The organism is Rhodococcus sp. PD04, assembly GCF_035918275.1.
GTDB lineage: Bacteria > Actinomycetota > Actinomycetes > Mycobacteriales > Mycobacteriaceae > Rhodococcus > Rhodococcus rhodochrous.
The window spans coordinates 4263410-4277737 of record NZ_CP142143.1; the positions used below are offsets into that span (position 1 = coordinate 4263410).

At 68.2% G+C, this 14328-nt stretch carries 13 protein-coding genes; 6 read left to right on the top strand and 7 right to left on the bottom strand.

Annotated features, from left to right (window positions below):
• Positions 1 to 255 precede the first annotated feature (255 nt).
• Positions 256 to 1905: a flavin-containing monooxygenase gene (locus U9J23_RS19585; RefSeq protein ID WP_145709576.1), complete on the top strand. Its 1650-nt coding sequence runs from the start codon at positions 256 to 258 to the stop codon at positions 1903 to 1905.
• 27 nt (positions 1906 to 1932) lie between these two features.
• Here U9J23_RS19585 and U9J23_RS19590 read toward each other — a convergent pair whose 3' ends face one another.
• Genes U9J23_RS19590 through U9J23_RS19600 form a run of 3 tightly spaced genes read right to left on the bottom strand, consistent with a single transcriptional unit; the run spans position 1933 to position 4424 of the window.
• Complete coding sequence (locus U9J23_RS19590; RefSeq protein ID WP_059384610.1) at positions 1933 to 2757, bottom strand: SDR family NAD(P)-dependent oxidoreductase; 825 nt, start codon at positions 2755 to 2757, stop codon at positions 1933 to 1935.
• Positions 2758 to 2781: 24 nt separating this feature from the next.
• Complete coding sequence (locus U9J23_RS19595; protein WP_145709577.1) at positions 2782 to 3615, bottom strand: mycofactocin-coupled SDR family oxidoreductase; 834 nt, start codon at positions 3613 to 3615, stop codon at positions 2782 to 2784.
• Positions 3615 to 4424 (bottom strand): mycofactocin-coupled SDR family oxidoreductase, encoded by an 810-nt coding sequence (locus U9J23_RS19600; RefSeq protein WP_145964768.1) that lies wholly within the window; start codon positions 4422 to 4424, stop codon positions 3615 to 3617. Before U9J23_RS19600 ends, U9J23_RS19595 begins: the two co-directional genes overlap by 1 nt.
• A 207-nt stretch (positions 4425 to 4631) precedes the next feature.
• Between U9J23_RS19600 and U9J23_RS19605 the strand changes: the two genes are divergently transcribed.
• The 4 genes from U9J23_RS19605 (at position 4632) to U9J23_RS19620 (ending at position 8998) form a co-directional block, all read left to right on the top strand.
• On the top strand, positions 4632 to 5804 hold the full coding sequence (locus U9J23_RS19605) for a Rieske 2Fe-2S domain-containing protein (protein WP_326599895.1): 1173 nt from the start codon (positions 4632 to 4634) through the stop codon (positions 5802 to 5804).
• Between the two features lie 43 nt (positions 5805 to 5847).
• Positions 5848 to 7029 (top strand): hydroxylase, encoded by a 1182-nt coding sequence (locus U9J23_RS19610; RefSeq protein ID WP_059384613.1) that lies wholly within the window; start codon positions 5848 to 5850, stop codon positions 7027 to 7029.
• A gap of 38 nt (positions 7030 to 7067) precedes the next feature.
• Positions 7068 to 8000, top strand: a complete 933-nt coding sequence (bphC, locus tag U9J23_RS19615; protein WP_106201336.1) for a biphenyl-2,3-diol 1,2-dioxygenase — start codon at positions 7068 to 7070, stop codon at positions 7998 to 8000.
• Between the two features lie 209 nt (positions 8001 to 8209).
• A complete protein-coding gene (locus tag U9J23_RS19620) occupies positions 8210 to 8998 on the top strand; it encodes an IclR family transcriptional regulator (protein ID WP_059384615.1) in 789 nt (262 codons plus the stop codon).
• A gap of 50 nt (positions 8999 to 9048) precedes the next feature.
• Here U9J23_RS19620 and U9J23_RS19625 read toward each other — a convergent pair whose 3' ends face one another.
• Entirely contained in the window at positions 9049 to 9753 is a 705-nt protein-coding gene (locus tag U9J23_RS19625) for a PadR family transcriptional regulator (RefSeq protein ID WP_059384616.1), read from the bottom strand.
• Between the two features lie 151 nt (positions 9754 to 9904).
• On the opposite strand from U9J23_RS19625, the gene U9J23_RS19630 reads away from it, so the two are divergent.
• A complete protein-coding gene (locus tag U9J23_RS19630; RefSeq protein ID WP_016695946.1) occupies positions 9905 to 10159 on the top strand; it encodes a hypothetical protein in 255 nt (84 codons plus the stop codon).
• 27 nt (positions 10160 to 10186) lie between these two features.
• On the opposite strand, the gene U9J23_RS19635 is transcribed toward U9J23_RS19630, so the two are convergent.
• The 3 genes from U9J23_RS19635 to U9J23_RS19645 all read right to left on the bottom strand — a co-directional run bounded on the left by U9J23_RS19635 (position 10187) and on the right by U9J23_RS19645 (position 14315).
• Positions 10187 to 10945, bottom strand: coding sequence for a MerR family transcriptional regulator (locus tag U9J23_RS19635; protein ID WP_016695945.1), 759 nt, complete (start codon positions 10943 to 10945; stop codon positions 10187 to 10189).
• A gap of 98 nt (positions 10946 to 11043) precedes the next feature.
• Entirely contained in the window at positions 11044 to 12501 is a 1458-nt protein-coding gene (locus U9J23_RS19640) for a dynamin family protein (RefSeq protein WP_326599903.1), read from the bottom strand.
• A complete protein-coding gene (locus U9J23_RS19645; RefSeq protein WP_326599905.1) occupies positions 12498 to 14315 on the bottom strand; it encodes a dynamin family protein in 1818 nt (605 codons plus the stop codon). Before U9J23_RS19645 ends, U9J23_RS19640 begins: the two co-directional genes overlap by 4 nt.
• Between the last annotated feature and the right edge of the window lie 13 nt (positions 14316 to 14328).

Here is a 14328-nt window from a genome sequence, read left to right on the forward strand (position 1 = left end):
GAGGTTGAGCCTAGTGCGCTCAAGTTGTCTGACTCATCCAACGGCAGGTCGCGGATTTTTGTTCCGATCGTGACGTAGATCACTTCCGCGTCGGATCGCGCTGTTCTGCCGCTCCCCTGCCGTCCCCGGAAACGACCCGCTGGGCGGGAAAGACCGGTGCCCCGCCCGTTCCACCCGCCCTAGCGTGAGGCCACTTCATGAACCTCCGTGTCCGTTCCGGGACCGGACTGTTCGCGCTCGTGGAAGGACTCCAAGTTGAACGGCCAGCATCCCCGATCCGTCGTCACCGCACCTGATGCCACCACCGGGACCACGTCGTACGACGTCGTCGTGGTCGGGGCCGGCATCGCCGGTCTCTACGCGATCCACAGATTCCGCAGCCAGGGCCTGACGGTCCGCGCGTTCGAGGCAGCGTCGGGGGTGGGCGGGGTCTGGTACTGGAACCGCTACCCCGGCGCGCGCTGCGACGTCGAGTCGATCGACTACTCCTACTCCTTCTCCCCCGAACTCGAGCAGGAGTGGAACTGGAGCGAGAAGTACGCCACCCAGCCCGAGATCCTCGCCTACCTCGAGCACGTCGCCGACCGGTTCGACCTGCGCCGCGACATCCGGTTCGACACCCGCGTCACCTCCGCGGTCCTCGACGAGGAGGGCCTGCGCTGGACCGTGCGCACCGACCGCGGTGACGAGGTCTCCGCCCGCTTCCTCGTCGTGGCCGCCGGGCCGTTGTCTAACGCGAACACCCCGGCCTTCGACGGTCTCGACCGCTTCACCGGCGACATCGTCCACACGGCCCGCTGGCCCCACGACGGCGTCGATTTCACCGGCAAGCGCGTCGGCGTGATCGGCACGGGATCGTCGGGCATCCAGTCGATCCCGATCATCGCCGAGCAGGCCGAGCAGCTGTTCGTCTTCCAGCGCTCGGCGAACTACAGCATCCCCGCCGGCAACGTGCCGCTCGACGACGCCACCCGCGCCGAGCAGAAGGCGAACTATGCCGAGCGACGCCGGCTGTCCCGGGAATCCGGCGGCGGCTCCCCGCACCGGCCGCACCCGAAGTCGGCACTCGAGGTGTCCGAGGAGGAACGCCGCGCCGTCTACGAGGAACGCTGGAAGCTCGGCGGCGTCCTCTTCTCCAAGGCGTTCCCCGACCAGCTCACCGATCCGGCTGCCAACGACACCGCCCGTGCGTTCTGGGAGGAGAAGATCCGCGCGGTCGTCGACGATCCTGCGGTCGCCGAACTGCTGATCCCCAAGGACCACGCCATCGGCGCCAAGCGCATCGTCACCGACAGCGGGTACTACGAGACGTACAACCGCGACAACGTCGAACTCGTCGACCTGCGCAGCACCCCGATCGTGGGCATGGACGAGACCGGCATCGTCACCACCGGCGCGCATTACGACCTCGACATGATCGTCCTCGCGACCGGCTTCGACGCCATGACCGGTTCGCTCGACAAGCTCGAGATCGTCGGCCGCGGCGGTCGAACACTGAAGGAGAAGTGGGCGGCCGGCCCGCAGACCTATCTCGGGCTCGGCATCGACGGCTTCCCCAACTTCTTCAACCTCACCGGTCCCGGCAGCCCGTCGGTCCTCGCGAACATGGTGTTGCACTCCGAACTCCACGTCGATTGGGTCGCCGACGCGATCGCCTATCTCGATGCGCGCGGCGCCGCCGGTATCGAGGGCACGCCGGAGGCCGTCGCCGACTGGGTGGAGGAATGCCGCAACCGGGCCGAGGCGTCGCTGCTGAACTCCGCGAACTCCTGGTACCTCGGTGCGAACATCCCGGGGCGGCCCCGTGTGTTCATGCCCTTCCTCGGCGGCTTCGGCGTCTACCGCGAGATCATCACGGAGGTGGCCGAATCCGGTTACAAGGGGTTTGCGATCCTCGAGGGCTGACGCCCCGGACGGAGGGTTCGGGATCGATCAGTTGCGTCCGTCGAACAGTGCGTCCGGGCGCAACCGATCGGTCAGCACCCGGGCCCGCTTGGCGGCGAGCCGGTCGAAGGACTCCGGGTGGGTGAGGATCCAGAAGTCGTCGCGCCCGATGCCGTCGAACAGCAGTCGCGCGGCGTCGTCGGGGGTCATCCCCTCCCGGATCTGTTCACGCCAGAACCCGGCGTCGGCGGCGGACGCCTCGTGGTCGGGAAGGTCGTCGAAGATGCGCGTGGCGACCTGCCCTGGACTGAACACCGACACGCCGATCTGCGGATACGCCTCGGCACATTCGAGATACAGGCATTCGGTGAGCGCCTGGACACCGTGCTTCGACGCCGCGTAGGCCGTCATCCGCGGGGTGATCGCGATGCCGCCCACCGAGCACGTGTTCACGATGTGCGACCGTCGCGGGTCGGCGCCCATCCTCGGGACGAACGACCGGATGCCGTGGTAGACGCCCAGCAGGTTCACGTCGATCACGCGCCGCCACTCGCCGACGGGCACCTCCCAGGTATATCCGAGCGATTCGAGGCCGGCATTGTTGAGCAGCACTGTCACCGAACCGAATTCGGCATACGCGGCATCGGCCAGAGCGTCCACCGCAGCGGCATCGCGCACGTCGGTGGGCACCGTGAGCGCTGCGCATCCGTCGGCCCGCAGGTCCGCGGCGACCGCGTCGAGGCGCTCGGCGGAGATGTCGGCGAGCACGACGTTCATGCCGAGGGCTGCGGCCCGCCGGGCGGCGCTCTCCCCGATCCCGCTGCCCGCTCCGGTCACGACGGCGGTACCGTCCTTCAGGTCTTCCGGTCGCACGATGTCTCCTGTTCGACGCAGCGATTACTTGACGCAGTGCCCGGCGTCGACGGGCAGGGTGACACCGGTGATGTACCGGGATTCCTCGGATGCGAGGAACAGGCTCGCGTTCGCGATGTCCTCGGGTTCGATCAACGGCACCGGGAGCAGGTGCATCGACTGCAGGGCCGTCTCGAACTGCTCCCGCGTCGGGTTCTCGACACCCGGGCAGAAGGTGCGCATCGTGGCCGGGTTCTCCACCATCGCGGTCCGGGTGTTGGCGGGGTGGATCGTGTTGACCCGCACCTGATGCGGTGCGAGTTCGTTCGCGAGCGACTTCATCAGCCCCACGACTCCGTGCTTGGCGGCGGTGTAGTGACCGACGTTCGCGAGTCCGCGCAGGCCGGCGATCGAACTGATCAGCACGATCGATCCCCCGCGACCACCGGTCACGATGTGCGGGATCGAGGCCTTGCACGTGCGCCACACGCCGGTGAGGTTGACGTCGAGCATCGTCTGCCAGCGTTCGGCGTCCAGCTCCGTCGCCCGTCCCGACGAGCTGATCCCCGCCGTCGCGCAGACGACGTCGAGCCGGCCGAGCGCCGCGACACCCTGCGTCACCGCGTCGTCGAGCGACGGTTGATCACGCACGTCCACCTCGAAGGGGCAGATCTTCCGGCCGAACGATTCCACGAGCCGCACGGTCTCGGCGAGATCGTCGGGTGACGCACCGGGTGTGGTCGCGTGGTCCACCGGCGCGCACACGTCGACGGCGACGATGTCGGCGCCTTCCTGCGCGAATCGCACCGCCTGGGCACGCCCCATCCCCCGCGCCGCGCCGGTGATCAGCGCGACCTTCCCGTCCAGACGCCCGCTCATCACGCCACCTTCTGGGTCAGGCCGCCGTCGACGACCATGTGCAGCCCGGTGACGTACCGGGATTCGTCGGACGCCAGGAACAGCACCGCGTTGCTCACGTCGACCGGTTCGACCCACGGCACGCGCAGCAGCGTCTTCGTCGACAGCACCTCCGCGGCGTCGTCGGCGGTGGGCGCCTCGAGGTCGGGGCGCAGCCGCGCGAAGGTCGCGGGATTGAGCGTCATCGGTGTCGCCGCCGCACCCGGGTGAACCGTGTTGACACGGATCGCCAGGGGCCCGAGTTCGTTCGCCAGCGTCTTGGCCAGACCCGTGACCGCGTGCTTCGCCGCCGTGTAGTGGGACGCACCGGGTACGGCCTTGATCGCGGCGGTGGAGCTGACGAGGATCACCGATCCGCCTGCGGAACCGAGTTCGGCGACACCGGCTTTGACGGTGTGCCACGTGCCGGTGAGGTTGACGTCGATCGACCGGTTCCAGATCTCGTCGTCGATCTTCCAGGACGGACCCGGATTGTCGCTGATGCCGGCGTTGGCGATCACGACGTCGAGCGGCCCGAGTTCGGCCACCCCGGCCCGCACCGCCGCGACCACCGCGTCGAGGTCGCGGACGTCCGCCGTGCCGGTGACGATCCGGCGCCCCGTGGCGCGTACGAGGCGGGCGGTCTCGTCCAGTTCCGCCTCCGTGCGGCCGCCCGGCAGGTCCAGCGCGACGATGTCGGCACCCTCCTCCGCCAGCCGCGTCGCACATGCGCGCCCCAGCCCACCTGCGGCGCCCGTGATCAGCGCGACCTTCCCGGTCATCCGTGCCATGAACGTTCCTTTCACCGTGATGTGCCGCGACGCTAACGACCGCGGGTGTTCCCTCGGGAGGGCTTCTCCCGTGTGACGGGAGGCCTGTTCTGCCCGCCGGTTCGTCGCATTCCATCCAGCGGGAGACACGCTTCACACGGCGAGTGGCCGACGAGTTCCATGAGGCGCATCACAAGTCTCTCCACCACTGACGGCACGGAGGAATTCATGTCCATCGACACCGCACGGTCCGGTTCGGACGACGACGTCGAGATCCGCGAGATCCAGGCTGCGGCCGCTCCCACCCGCTTCGCACGGGGCTGGCACTGCCTCGGCCTGCTCCGAGACTTCCAGGACGGCAAGCCGCACTCCATCGAGGCCTTCGGAACCAAGCTGGTCGTGTTCGCCGACAGCAAGGGGCAGCTCAACGTCCTCGATGCCTACTGCCGGCACATGGGTGGCGACCTGAGCCGCGGCGAGGTCAAGGGCGACTCGATCGCGTGCCCGTTCCACGACTGGCGCTGGAACGGCAAGGGCAAGTGCACCGACATCCCCTACGCCCGGCGCGTCCCGCCGATCGCGAAGACCCGCGCCTGGACGACCCTCGAACGCAACGGCCAGCTGTACGTCTGGAACGACCCGCAGGGCAATCCGCCGCCGGAGGATGTCACCATCCCGGAGATCGCCGGTTACGGCACCGACGAGTGGACGGACTGGAGCTGGAAGAGCCTGCGCATCAAGGGCTCCCACTGCCGTGAGATCGTCGACAACGTCGTCGACATGGCGCACTTCTTCTACATCCACTACTCGTTCCCGCGCTACTTCAAGAACGTCTTCGAGGGCCACACCGCCACGCAGTACATGCACTCGACCGGTCGTGAGGACGTCATCTCCGGCACCAACTACGACGACCCCAACGCCGAACTGCGTTCCGAGGCAACCTATTTCGGTCCGTCGTACATGATCGACTGGCTCGAATCCGATGCCCACGGCCAGACCATCGAGACCATCCTCATCAACTGCCACTACCCGGTGAGCAACAACGAGTTCGTGCTGCAGTACGGCGCGATCGTCAAGAAGCTCCCGGGGGTGTCGGACGAGATCGCCGCCGGGATGGCCGAGCAGTTCGCCGAGGGCGTGCAGCTCGGTTTCGAGCAGGACGTCGAGATCTGGAAGAACAAGGCACCCATCGACAATCCGCTGCTGTCCGAGGAGGACGGCCCGGTCTACCAGCTGCGTCGCTGGTACCAGCAGTTCTACGTCGATGTCGAGGACATCACCGAGGACATGACCAAGCGCTTCGAGTTCGAGATCGACACCACCCGGGCGGTCGCGAGCTGGCAGAAGGAGGTCGCGGAGAACGTCGCGAAGCAGGCCGAAGGCTCCACCGCGACCCCCTAGAGCCTCTCGTCGCATCCCCCACCCCACCAGAAGGAACACGATCATGAGCTACGAAGTCCTGGCCGGCATCGAGGCCGCGGCCGACGACATCTTCCTCGAAGGCATCGAGGCCGAACGGATCGGCAAGGTCGCCGACGCGACCGTCAAGCGCATGAAGGAGTCCGGCTCCATCCGCATGCTGCAGCCCAAGGAGCACGGCGGTTTCGAGTCGCATCCGCGCGAGTTCGCCGAGACGGTCATGCGGATGGCGTCGCTCAACCCCTCGGGCGGCTGGGTCCACGGCATCGTGGGCGTGCATCCCTGGCAGCTCGCGTTCGCCGATCCCAAGGTCCAGCAGGAGGTCTGGGGCCAGGACCAGGACACGTGGCTCGCGTCGCCGTACATGCCGGGCGGCATGTGTGTGCCGGTCGACGGCGGTTACAAGTTCTCCGGCAAGTGGTCGTTCTCCTCGGGCACCGACCACTGCGACTGGGCGTTCCTCGGCGCGATGGCATGCAATCCGGACGGCAGCGTGCAGATGCCGCCGCGCATGCTGCACGTGATCATCCCGCGGTCCGACTACCGGATCATCGACGACTCGTGGGACGTCGTCGGTCTGCGCGGGACGGGATCGAAGGACGTCGTCGTCGAGGACGCGTTCGTGCCCGACTACCGCGTCATGGATTGCGACGAGGTCATCGACGGCACCGCCGTCCGCAAGTACGGCCGCACCGAGTCGCTGTACCTGATGCCGTGGTCGAACATGTTCCCGCTCGGGATCACCTCTGCCACCATCGGCATCTGCGAGGGTCTGCTGCACCACGCCAACGAGTACCAGCGCGAGCGCATCAACCCGCAGGGCACGGCGGTCAAGGACGATCCCTACACCCTGTTCGCGATCGGTGAGGCCACGGCGAAACTGCGGTCGGCCCGGGATTCGCTGCTCGCCAACGTCGATCGTATGTGGGACATCGTCGATTCCGGGAAGACGCCGACCTTCGAGCAGCGTGCTCTCGGCCGCGAGACCCAGGTGAACGCCGCCTGGCAGGCCGTCACGGCCGTCGACCAGGTCTACGCCCGGTGCGGCGGCAACGCCCTGCGGATGGACAAGCCGATGCAGCGTTTCTGGCGCGACGCACACGCCGGTCTGCACCACGCGATCCACGTCCCGGGCACGGTCTACCACGCGGCGACGCTGAGCGGCCTCGGTGTGGACCCGCAGGGTCCGCTGCGGGCGATGATCTGACCTTCCCCCACATCCGAACCGACAACGGAGACAACAGTATGAGCAAGTTCGACGCCGGAAGTTTCGGCACCGACATCCGCGGTCTGGGATACGTGAAGATCCAGACGAACGACATGGAGCGCTGGCGGAAGTTCGCGTTCGAGGTCCTCGGCTTCGCCCAGGGGTCCGGGCCGGAGGAGAACGCGCTGTACCTGCGCATGGACGAGCGCAGCGCGCGCATCGTGGTGGTGCCGGGCGAGGACGACCGGGTCGTCACGATCGGTTGGGAGGTCCGCGACCGCGCGGCTCTGGCACGTGTCCAGGCAGCCGTCGAGGCGGCCGGAGTGGCGGTCAAGCCGCTGTCGGTCGAAGAAGCCGACCTGCGCCGGGTGGAGGAGGTCATCACCTTCCAGGATCCGAGCGGCGCGACCCTCGAGGTCTTCCACGGCGCGGTGCTCGACCACAGCCCGGTGGTCACGCCGTTCGGCGCGAAGTTCGTGACGGGCGCGCAGGGACTCGGCCACGTCGTCCTGCCGGTCACCGACATCAACGGCACCTTCGACTTCTACACCGAGGTTCTCGGCTTCCTGCCGCGCGGCGCCTTCCGGTTGCCGGCACCGCCGGAGTTCGGGCCGATCCGCCTGCGCTTCCTGGGGGTCAACCAGCGCCACCACAGCCTCGCGCTGATTCCCGCCCCGCACGGCGGCGCTCCGGGCCTGATCCACCTCATGGTCGAGGTCGACACCCTGGACGCGGTCGGCCAGGCTCTCGACCGGGTCGTCAAGGACGGTTTCTCGGTGTCGTCGACGCTGGGCCGCCACACCAACGACAAGATGGTGTCGTTCTACGTCCGCGCCCCCGGTGGCTGGGACATCGAGTTCGGTACCGACGGGCAGCTCGTGGACGAGACGTTCTACACGTCCGAGGAGATCACCGCCGACAGCTACTGGGGCCACGACTGGTCCGGTAGCGAGCCGCTCGCCGCCATGTAGCACCACCCTCTGCGCACCACCGCACAACCGCAGATCGCTCCCCGAAGAGGGGGAACCCCGTCCACGAGGACAGCGGGTTCCCCCTCTTCGGTGTGCAATCTCGGTGATCCACTTCACAAACGCGCGCGCGTGTGTCACTATTTCTAATAGAAAGACCTACGTCAGTTGGGTTTCGTGGCGATTCTCGCCCCTGATCGAGGGAGATATCGGTGACCGCACCCGCGACTGCAGACTCCACCCCCACCGCGATCCTCGAACGGATCTCGCTCGTCCTGGACGCCTTCGACGGCCCCGGACGGCTCACGCTCGCCCAGGTCGTCAGGCGAACCGGGCTGCCCCGCTCGTCCGCCCATCGGATGCTCGAACGACTCGTCGAGATGCGGTGGCTGCGCCGCGAGGGCCGCGACTACGAGCTCGGCACCCGCCTCATGGAGCTCGGCTCGATCGCTGTCCACCAGAACCGCCTGCACAGCGCCGCCGCTCCGATCCTGCACGACCTGCACCGCGCCACCGGCTACGTCGTGCACCTCGGCGTACTCGACGGGCCCGACGTGCTCTATCTCGACAAGGTCGGTGGCCGGCTCGCCACGGAGCTGCCCACCCGCGTCGGCAGCCGCTATCCCGCACGCAATTCCGCGATCGGCAAGGCCCTGCTCGCCTACACCCCGCCCAGCACCGACGACCTCACCGAGCTCACCCCCGAACTGCGCAAGGTCCGCGAGACGGGCGTGGCGTACGAGGTGGCGCGGATCTCCGGCGGGATCGGCATCATCGCCGTCCCGATCGGCCCCGTCGGTGATGTCGTCGCCGCCCTGTCCATCTGCGGACCGACCAGCCACGTCAAGTTCGACCATCGCCACGCCGCCCCGGTCCGTATGGCAGCGAACGCGATCCACCGATCTCTCTCAGGACGCCCCCGCGCTGCGCAGGTCGTGCCGCGAGCGCACCACCCGGGCCTGTCCGCAGCGACGGCACAGCCCCGCCTGCAGTACGCCTGAGGGCGCTCCGCTCTGCCCGGACGGTCCCCGCACCGGGCGGAGCGGCCGACTCAGCTGCGCTCGCGCCGTTCGAGACCCAGCACGAAGTCCTCCACGTCGCGCCAGGACCCGGCGACCTCCGGAACAGGATTGCCCAGTTCGTCACGGGCCCGGACGGACGAGAAGGTCTCGGCCGCCTCGTCGATGTCGGCCAGTACCTGTTTCGCCAGATCGATCTCGGCCTGGAAGTAGCGTTCGGCCCAGATCAGGCTCATCCGGGAGAACGCCCATGCGGGTTCGCGGTTGGCGTGATCGCCGTGCAGCTTCGCCTGCTCCCGCATGGTCTCCATGTTCTCGATGTGCGACCGGACGAGCTTCTTCAGCTCGTCGGGCTCGTTGAGATGTCCCATCCACAGACGCAGCATGAGACCGTGCTTGAGGACCGGTTGTTCGACGGGCGCAGCCCGCGACCAGTTCCGCACGGCACGGGTGCCACGTTCGGTGATGCGGTAGACCCGCCGGCCACGCTCCCCCGGCTCGGAGATCATCTCCGACTCGGCCAGCCCCGCCGCCTCGAGCTTCTTGAGTTCGGCGTAGATCTGGCTGACGGACGGACTCCAGTAGAAGAAGCCGATGCTCCAGTCCGCCCACTTCTTCAGGTCGTAACCGGTGAGTCCCTCACCGAAGGTGAGCATGCCCAGAACGGCCCAACTCGTGGCGGGCAACGACGGGTAGCTGTCGTCGGAAGCGTCGGCGACAGGCTCGATCTCGGGCATGATCGAAGCCTAACAGCCCAGGTAGATGAAGGTGCACCGCGCTGGATACCGCCCGCTGAGCGGAACACGGTCTCCCGTTCCGTGGGAGAACGGGAGACTCGGCCGGTCGCCGCAACTACCGTCGCTGTCACAGCCCCCAGGAGGTCCGATCATGGAAAGCGTCACCTGCAACCACTGCAGCAATCGCGTCCTCGTCGAGAAGTACAGCGAGGCACACACCAGCATCCAGTGGCTCGACGACGCCGACAGCGTCTGCCCCGAGTTCGCGCGGGCCCGCACCGCCCAGGAAGGCCGTGCCTGGATCCCCACCTGCCACAAACTGCAGCAGACGATCGACGACCTGATCGTCTCCGGCCAGATCGGCCTGTCGCTGCGCAGCTATCCGGTACCCGGCCGCCTCGAATGACGCGGAGCGCGGCCGGGATCCGCCGGATCACATCCCCCGCGCCTCGTTCGCCTTCGTGATGAACTCGATCTGTTCACGACTCGGCCCGCAGAACTCCTGCTCGATCTGCTGCGCGTTGTCCTCGTGCATGCGGTAGAGGCTGTCGCGTAGGCCCTCGTCGCCGCCGTGGAACTGCTCGAGCAGACCCATCCATTGCCGTGCCATCTCCTGGGCCTCGGGAGAAGCCGGATCCATCCCCGCACTCAGTGCAGCGTCGACACGTGGGATGAGCTCCTGCCACGACGCCTCCGCCGCCGTGATGACGTCGTCGCCCAGCCTTGCGCGTCGTTCCGCGAGGTCTGCGATCTGTCCCTTGTCGAAATACTTCTCGAAGACGTCGTCCACTTCGATCACTCCTCGGATCACCTGAAGGAAGTCGGCGACCGATGCATCCGGCGACGTTCGGACCGTGCGGGAGAGCATCTCGACCTGGGCGCGCAGCGTGCGGGTTGCCGCGAGCTGATCGTCCAGGTAGGCACGGTGCGCATCGAGGATCTCCGACAGCGAGGTGTCACCGTCGGTGACCGTGGCGATCGCGTCCAGCGACAGCCCGAGCTGACGCAGCACCAGCACCTGGTACAGCCTCTCGACGTCCGGCTCCTCGTACAACCGGTGACCCGACGCCGTCCGGCCCGACGGCCGCACGAGGCCTATGTCGTCGTAGTGATGCAGGGTCCGCACGGTCAGGCCCGTCTCCGCTGCGAGACGCCCCACCTTCCATTGCTGTCCGGAACGTGTCTGCTGCATCGTCCACCCACTTCCACCGGCACTCCGTGTACCGGCACGATCGACGCTATGACCTCACGTTACGTGAGGTGCAAGCCGATCGTCCGGCTACAACTCGTCTACCGGCCGGCTCCCGCGACCAGCCCCTCCGCACTGCGCGCCGCCACCGCTGCGGCCTTCGCGGTGAACGGATCGAGCAGCGGATGCTCTGCGCGGGATCGCCAGTGCCGCACCGCGTCGACGGCTGCCGCGCGGATCTCGGCGGGCGACGCGTCGTCGGTGAGTCCGAGGCGCCGGGTGGCGCCGATCCCGGATCCACCGACCACACGCTGCAGCGCCAGGACCTCCTCGTCGGGCAACGACACCGACGCCGACCGCAGTCTGCCCAGCAGGCGGAGTTCGGCGAAGCCGTGGTCGTCGGCCAGTTCGCGTCGCACGGCTCCCAGCAGGTCGTGATCGCCGCACGCGTGCAGCACCCGTTCGAGCGCCAGCAGCGCCGAATGGGTCTTGAGCTGATCGGCGCGCTGACCGAACTGCACGTCGATGACCTGACGCAGCTCGTCGAGCCCGCTGCGCGCGACGAGTTCGGCGGCGAGCGAAGGTGAATCGCGCGCGCCGAGCTGCACGAGCAGAACTGCGGTGCGGATGCCGAACAGACCGAACCGGTCGACGAGACGTGCCCGCATCCCGGGGTCGACGGGCAGGTCGACGTCGGGCCGCGCGAAGCGGTCGGCCGACAACATCGCGACCTGCAGTTGGTCCGACGGCACCCGGGCGAGCGCCTCGAAGGCCGCGAACTCGTTCTGCCGCAACGTTCGTGCGGCGAGCGCGAGCAACCCGGCGACCGGCACGACCGCCTGGCACAGTCCGGTGCGTTCGAGTTCGTCGGTGAACCTCGCCGCGACCTGCTTCGCCGACATCATCGCGTCGGCGCGACCGGCACCGACCTCGTCGGCACGCGAGACCACGCCGACGATGCCGAGCGGCCCCGATCCCCCGCCGACATGGCGGCCGATCCGTTCGAGGAACTCGACGTCGGCGGCGCCGAGCGAACGCATCAGGTAGACGACGGCGTCGGCACCCGAGGCCGATTCCTCCGGGGTGAGCAGCGCCAGGGTCCGCGCCGACACGTCCTGCGACAGCGACGACGTGCCCGGGGTGTCGATGATGGTGGTCTGCGCCAGCGCGCTGGCGGGCCATTCGACGTCGATGAAGTCGACGCGGTCGGCGGTGAGTTCGCCGAGGTCGAAGGTCAGACGCCCGTCGGGACGGTGCACGGGCACCGGCATGCGGCGCTCCCCGTCGTACCAGGCGTTCACCGACGGCACGGGCCCGTTGCGGTACCAGGTGACGACGCGTGTGCACTCCGTCGCATCGGTGGGCGCGATGTCCTGTCCCACAAGCGCATTGAGCAGAGTCGACTTGCCGGCCTTGAGCGATCCGGCGAGCGCGACCCGCAGCGGCTGATCGAGTCGCGCGGCGCAGTGGTCGAGCCGGTCCGCGACGGCCGGGTTCCCGCCGTACGACGCGCGTGCCCGGTCGAGCAGGTCGCGGGCGCGCGCGAGGGCCGGGGTCACGCCGACACTCCCGCGAGTTCCACGGCGCGCTCGCGCAATCGGCTCAGTTCCGCGACCTGCGTGTCGAGTTCGCCGATCCGACGCCGGCGTTCCTGTTCCTGCACGGTCGCGGCCTGACGGGTCGCTTCGAGCGACTCGTCGAGCGAACGCAGTGTCTGTTCGGCGATCTCGGTGAAGTGATCGCGCAACTGCCGCTGGATGAGGCGGAGCCGGTCCTTGGATTCCTTCCCTACCTGGAAGCTCACGTCGTCGGTGAAGGCGCGGATCGCGTTCTTCGCGTCGGCGCGGCGTCTGGCGAGCCGAACCTGCTTGTCGTCGCGATACGCCTTGGTACCCAATACGACTCCGGCTCCCACCGAGATCGGGTTCACGAGCGCCATCCCCATCAGGGTGGTGACGAGACCGAACATCAGCACGCCACCGTAGGAACCCTTCATGCCGACGAGCACCTTCTGACCGATACCGATCCGGCCGGACTCGAGATCGGACAGGTTCTCGACGGGATCGAGCAGCGTCGACAGGTCGCCGAGATGCAGCGACGGCAGGGATGCGTCGTCGAGCGCGAAGTGCTCCGCCACCCTGCCGGCGAGGATCTCGGCGCGTTCGTGCGCCCACACGAAGTTGTCGCCGACCGATTCGGCGACCTGCTCGGCGAGCCACTGCCCCAGCCGGGGCCATTCCTTGCCCGGATCACACTCGTCCACGGACGCTTCGGCGTCGCGGGTCACTGTGCGCAACCGGTCGCGCAGGTCGTGGTCGATGTCGGCCGCGAGATCGGCGATGCCGTCCGACAACGTGATCTGCCACCGCGCCGCCCGCGTCCGCAACGCCTCGGTCGCGGCACGCGCCCGGCGCAGGTCCTCGATCGCGGCGTTCCCGGATTCGGGGTCGCGCAGCGCAGCGAGTTCGCTCTCGCAACCGAGCGCGAGATGGTCGACGACGGTCTTCACGTCGTGTGCCACCGACAGGCGCGCCGAGTCGGCGTTGCGCGCGACGACCTGGTCGCGCAGGAAGTCGTAGATCGCGTCGAAGCCGGATTCCTGCTGCAGCGACGCATCGTCGGTGCGCAGGGCGTATTCGCGCAGCAGGGACGAGACGGGCAGCAACGGCAGGTCGAGCCCGGCGCGCTGCAGGTGTTCGCGGTCGGCGTCGACGATCGCGCGCCAGTGCGGATACATGTCGGTCTTGGTTACGAGCACCGCCGACGCCGGGCACAGTGTCTGCACCTGCCGCAGGAACGCCATCTCCGGAGCGGTGAACTCCTGGCTCGCATCCGAGACGACGAAGACCGCGTCCGCGGTGGCGAGGAGCGTCAATGTGGCTGCGGTGTGCGGATTTCCGTGCCCGCCCACACCCGGGGTGTCGACGAACACGAGCCCGTCGGCGAGCAGTGGACTCGGCACGCTCACCTCCAGCCGTTCGACGTCCCGGCCGGCACTGCGCGGCGCGACCTGCTGCAGGTCGTCGAAGGGGACGGCGATGCGCGGCGCCGAACCGGTCGGGACGAGTTCGGCCGACGGCTCCTGCCCGTGCTGCACGAGCGTGGGGACCGCGGTGGTCTCGTCGTCGCCGACGGAACACACCTCGAGGCCGAGCAGTGCGTTCACGAACCGGCTCTTGCCCTGGTTCAGTCCCCCGACGACGACCACCCGCAGTCGCGGGTCGGTGACCTTCGTGCGGGCGGCCGTCAGCCGGTCGGTGAGATCGTTGCGCCCGGCGCTGCGGGAGCGCGCGATCACGGAGTCGATCAGGTCGAGGAGCGCGCGGCGTCTCGAGGGATCGGATGGATGCTGCGTATCCGGTGAATGCTGCATGGGCTGCGTCGAC

What these genes read in the sequence shown, in the direction of transcription:
- U9J23_RS19610 (WP_059384613.1), top strand. Translation starts at nt 5,848, where the DNA reads ATGAGCTACGAAGTCCTGGCCGGCATCGAGGCCGCGGCCGACGACATC.
- U9J23_RS19645 (WP_326599905.1), bottom strand. Translation starts at nt 14,315, where the DNA reads ATGCAGCATTCACCGGATACGCAGCATCCATCCGATCCCTCGAGACGC.
- U9J23_RS19600 (WP_145964768.1), bottom strand. Translation starts at nt 4,424, where the DNA reads ATGGCACGGATGACCGGGAAGGTCGCGCTGATCACGGGCGCCGCAGGT.
- U9J23_RS19595 (WP_145709577.1), bottom strand. Translation starts at nt 3,615, where the DNA reads ATGAGCGGGCGTCTGGACGGGAAGGTCGCGCTGATCACCGGCGCGGCG.
- U9J23_RS19605 (WP_326599895.1), top strand. Translation starts at nt 4,632, where the DNA reads ATGTCCATCGACACCGCACGGTCCGGTTCGGACGACGACGTCGAGATC.
- bphC (WP_106201336.1), top strand. Translation starts at nt 7,068, where the DNA reads ATGAGCAAGTTCGACGCCGGAAGTTTCGGCACCGACATCCGCGGTCTG.
- U9J23_RS19635 (WP_016695945.1), bottom strand. Translation starts at nt 10,945, where the DNA reads ATGCAGCAGACACGTTCCGGACAGCAATGGAAGGTGGGGCGTCTCGCA.
- U9J23_RS19625 (WP_059384616.1), bottom strand. Translation starts at nt 9,753, where the DNA reads ATGCCCGAGATCGAGCCTGTCGCCGACGCTTCCGACGACAGCTACCCG.
- U9J23_RS19630 (WP_016695946.1), top strand. Translation starts at nt 9,905, where the DNA reads ATGGAAAGCGTCACCTGCAACCACTGCAGCAATCGCGTCCTCGTCGAG.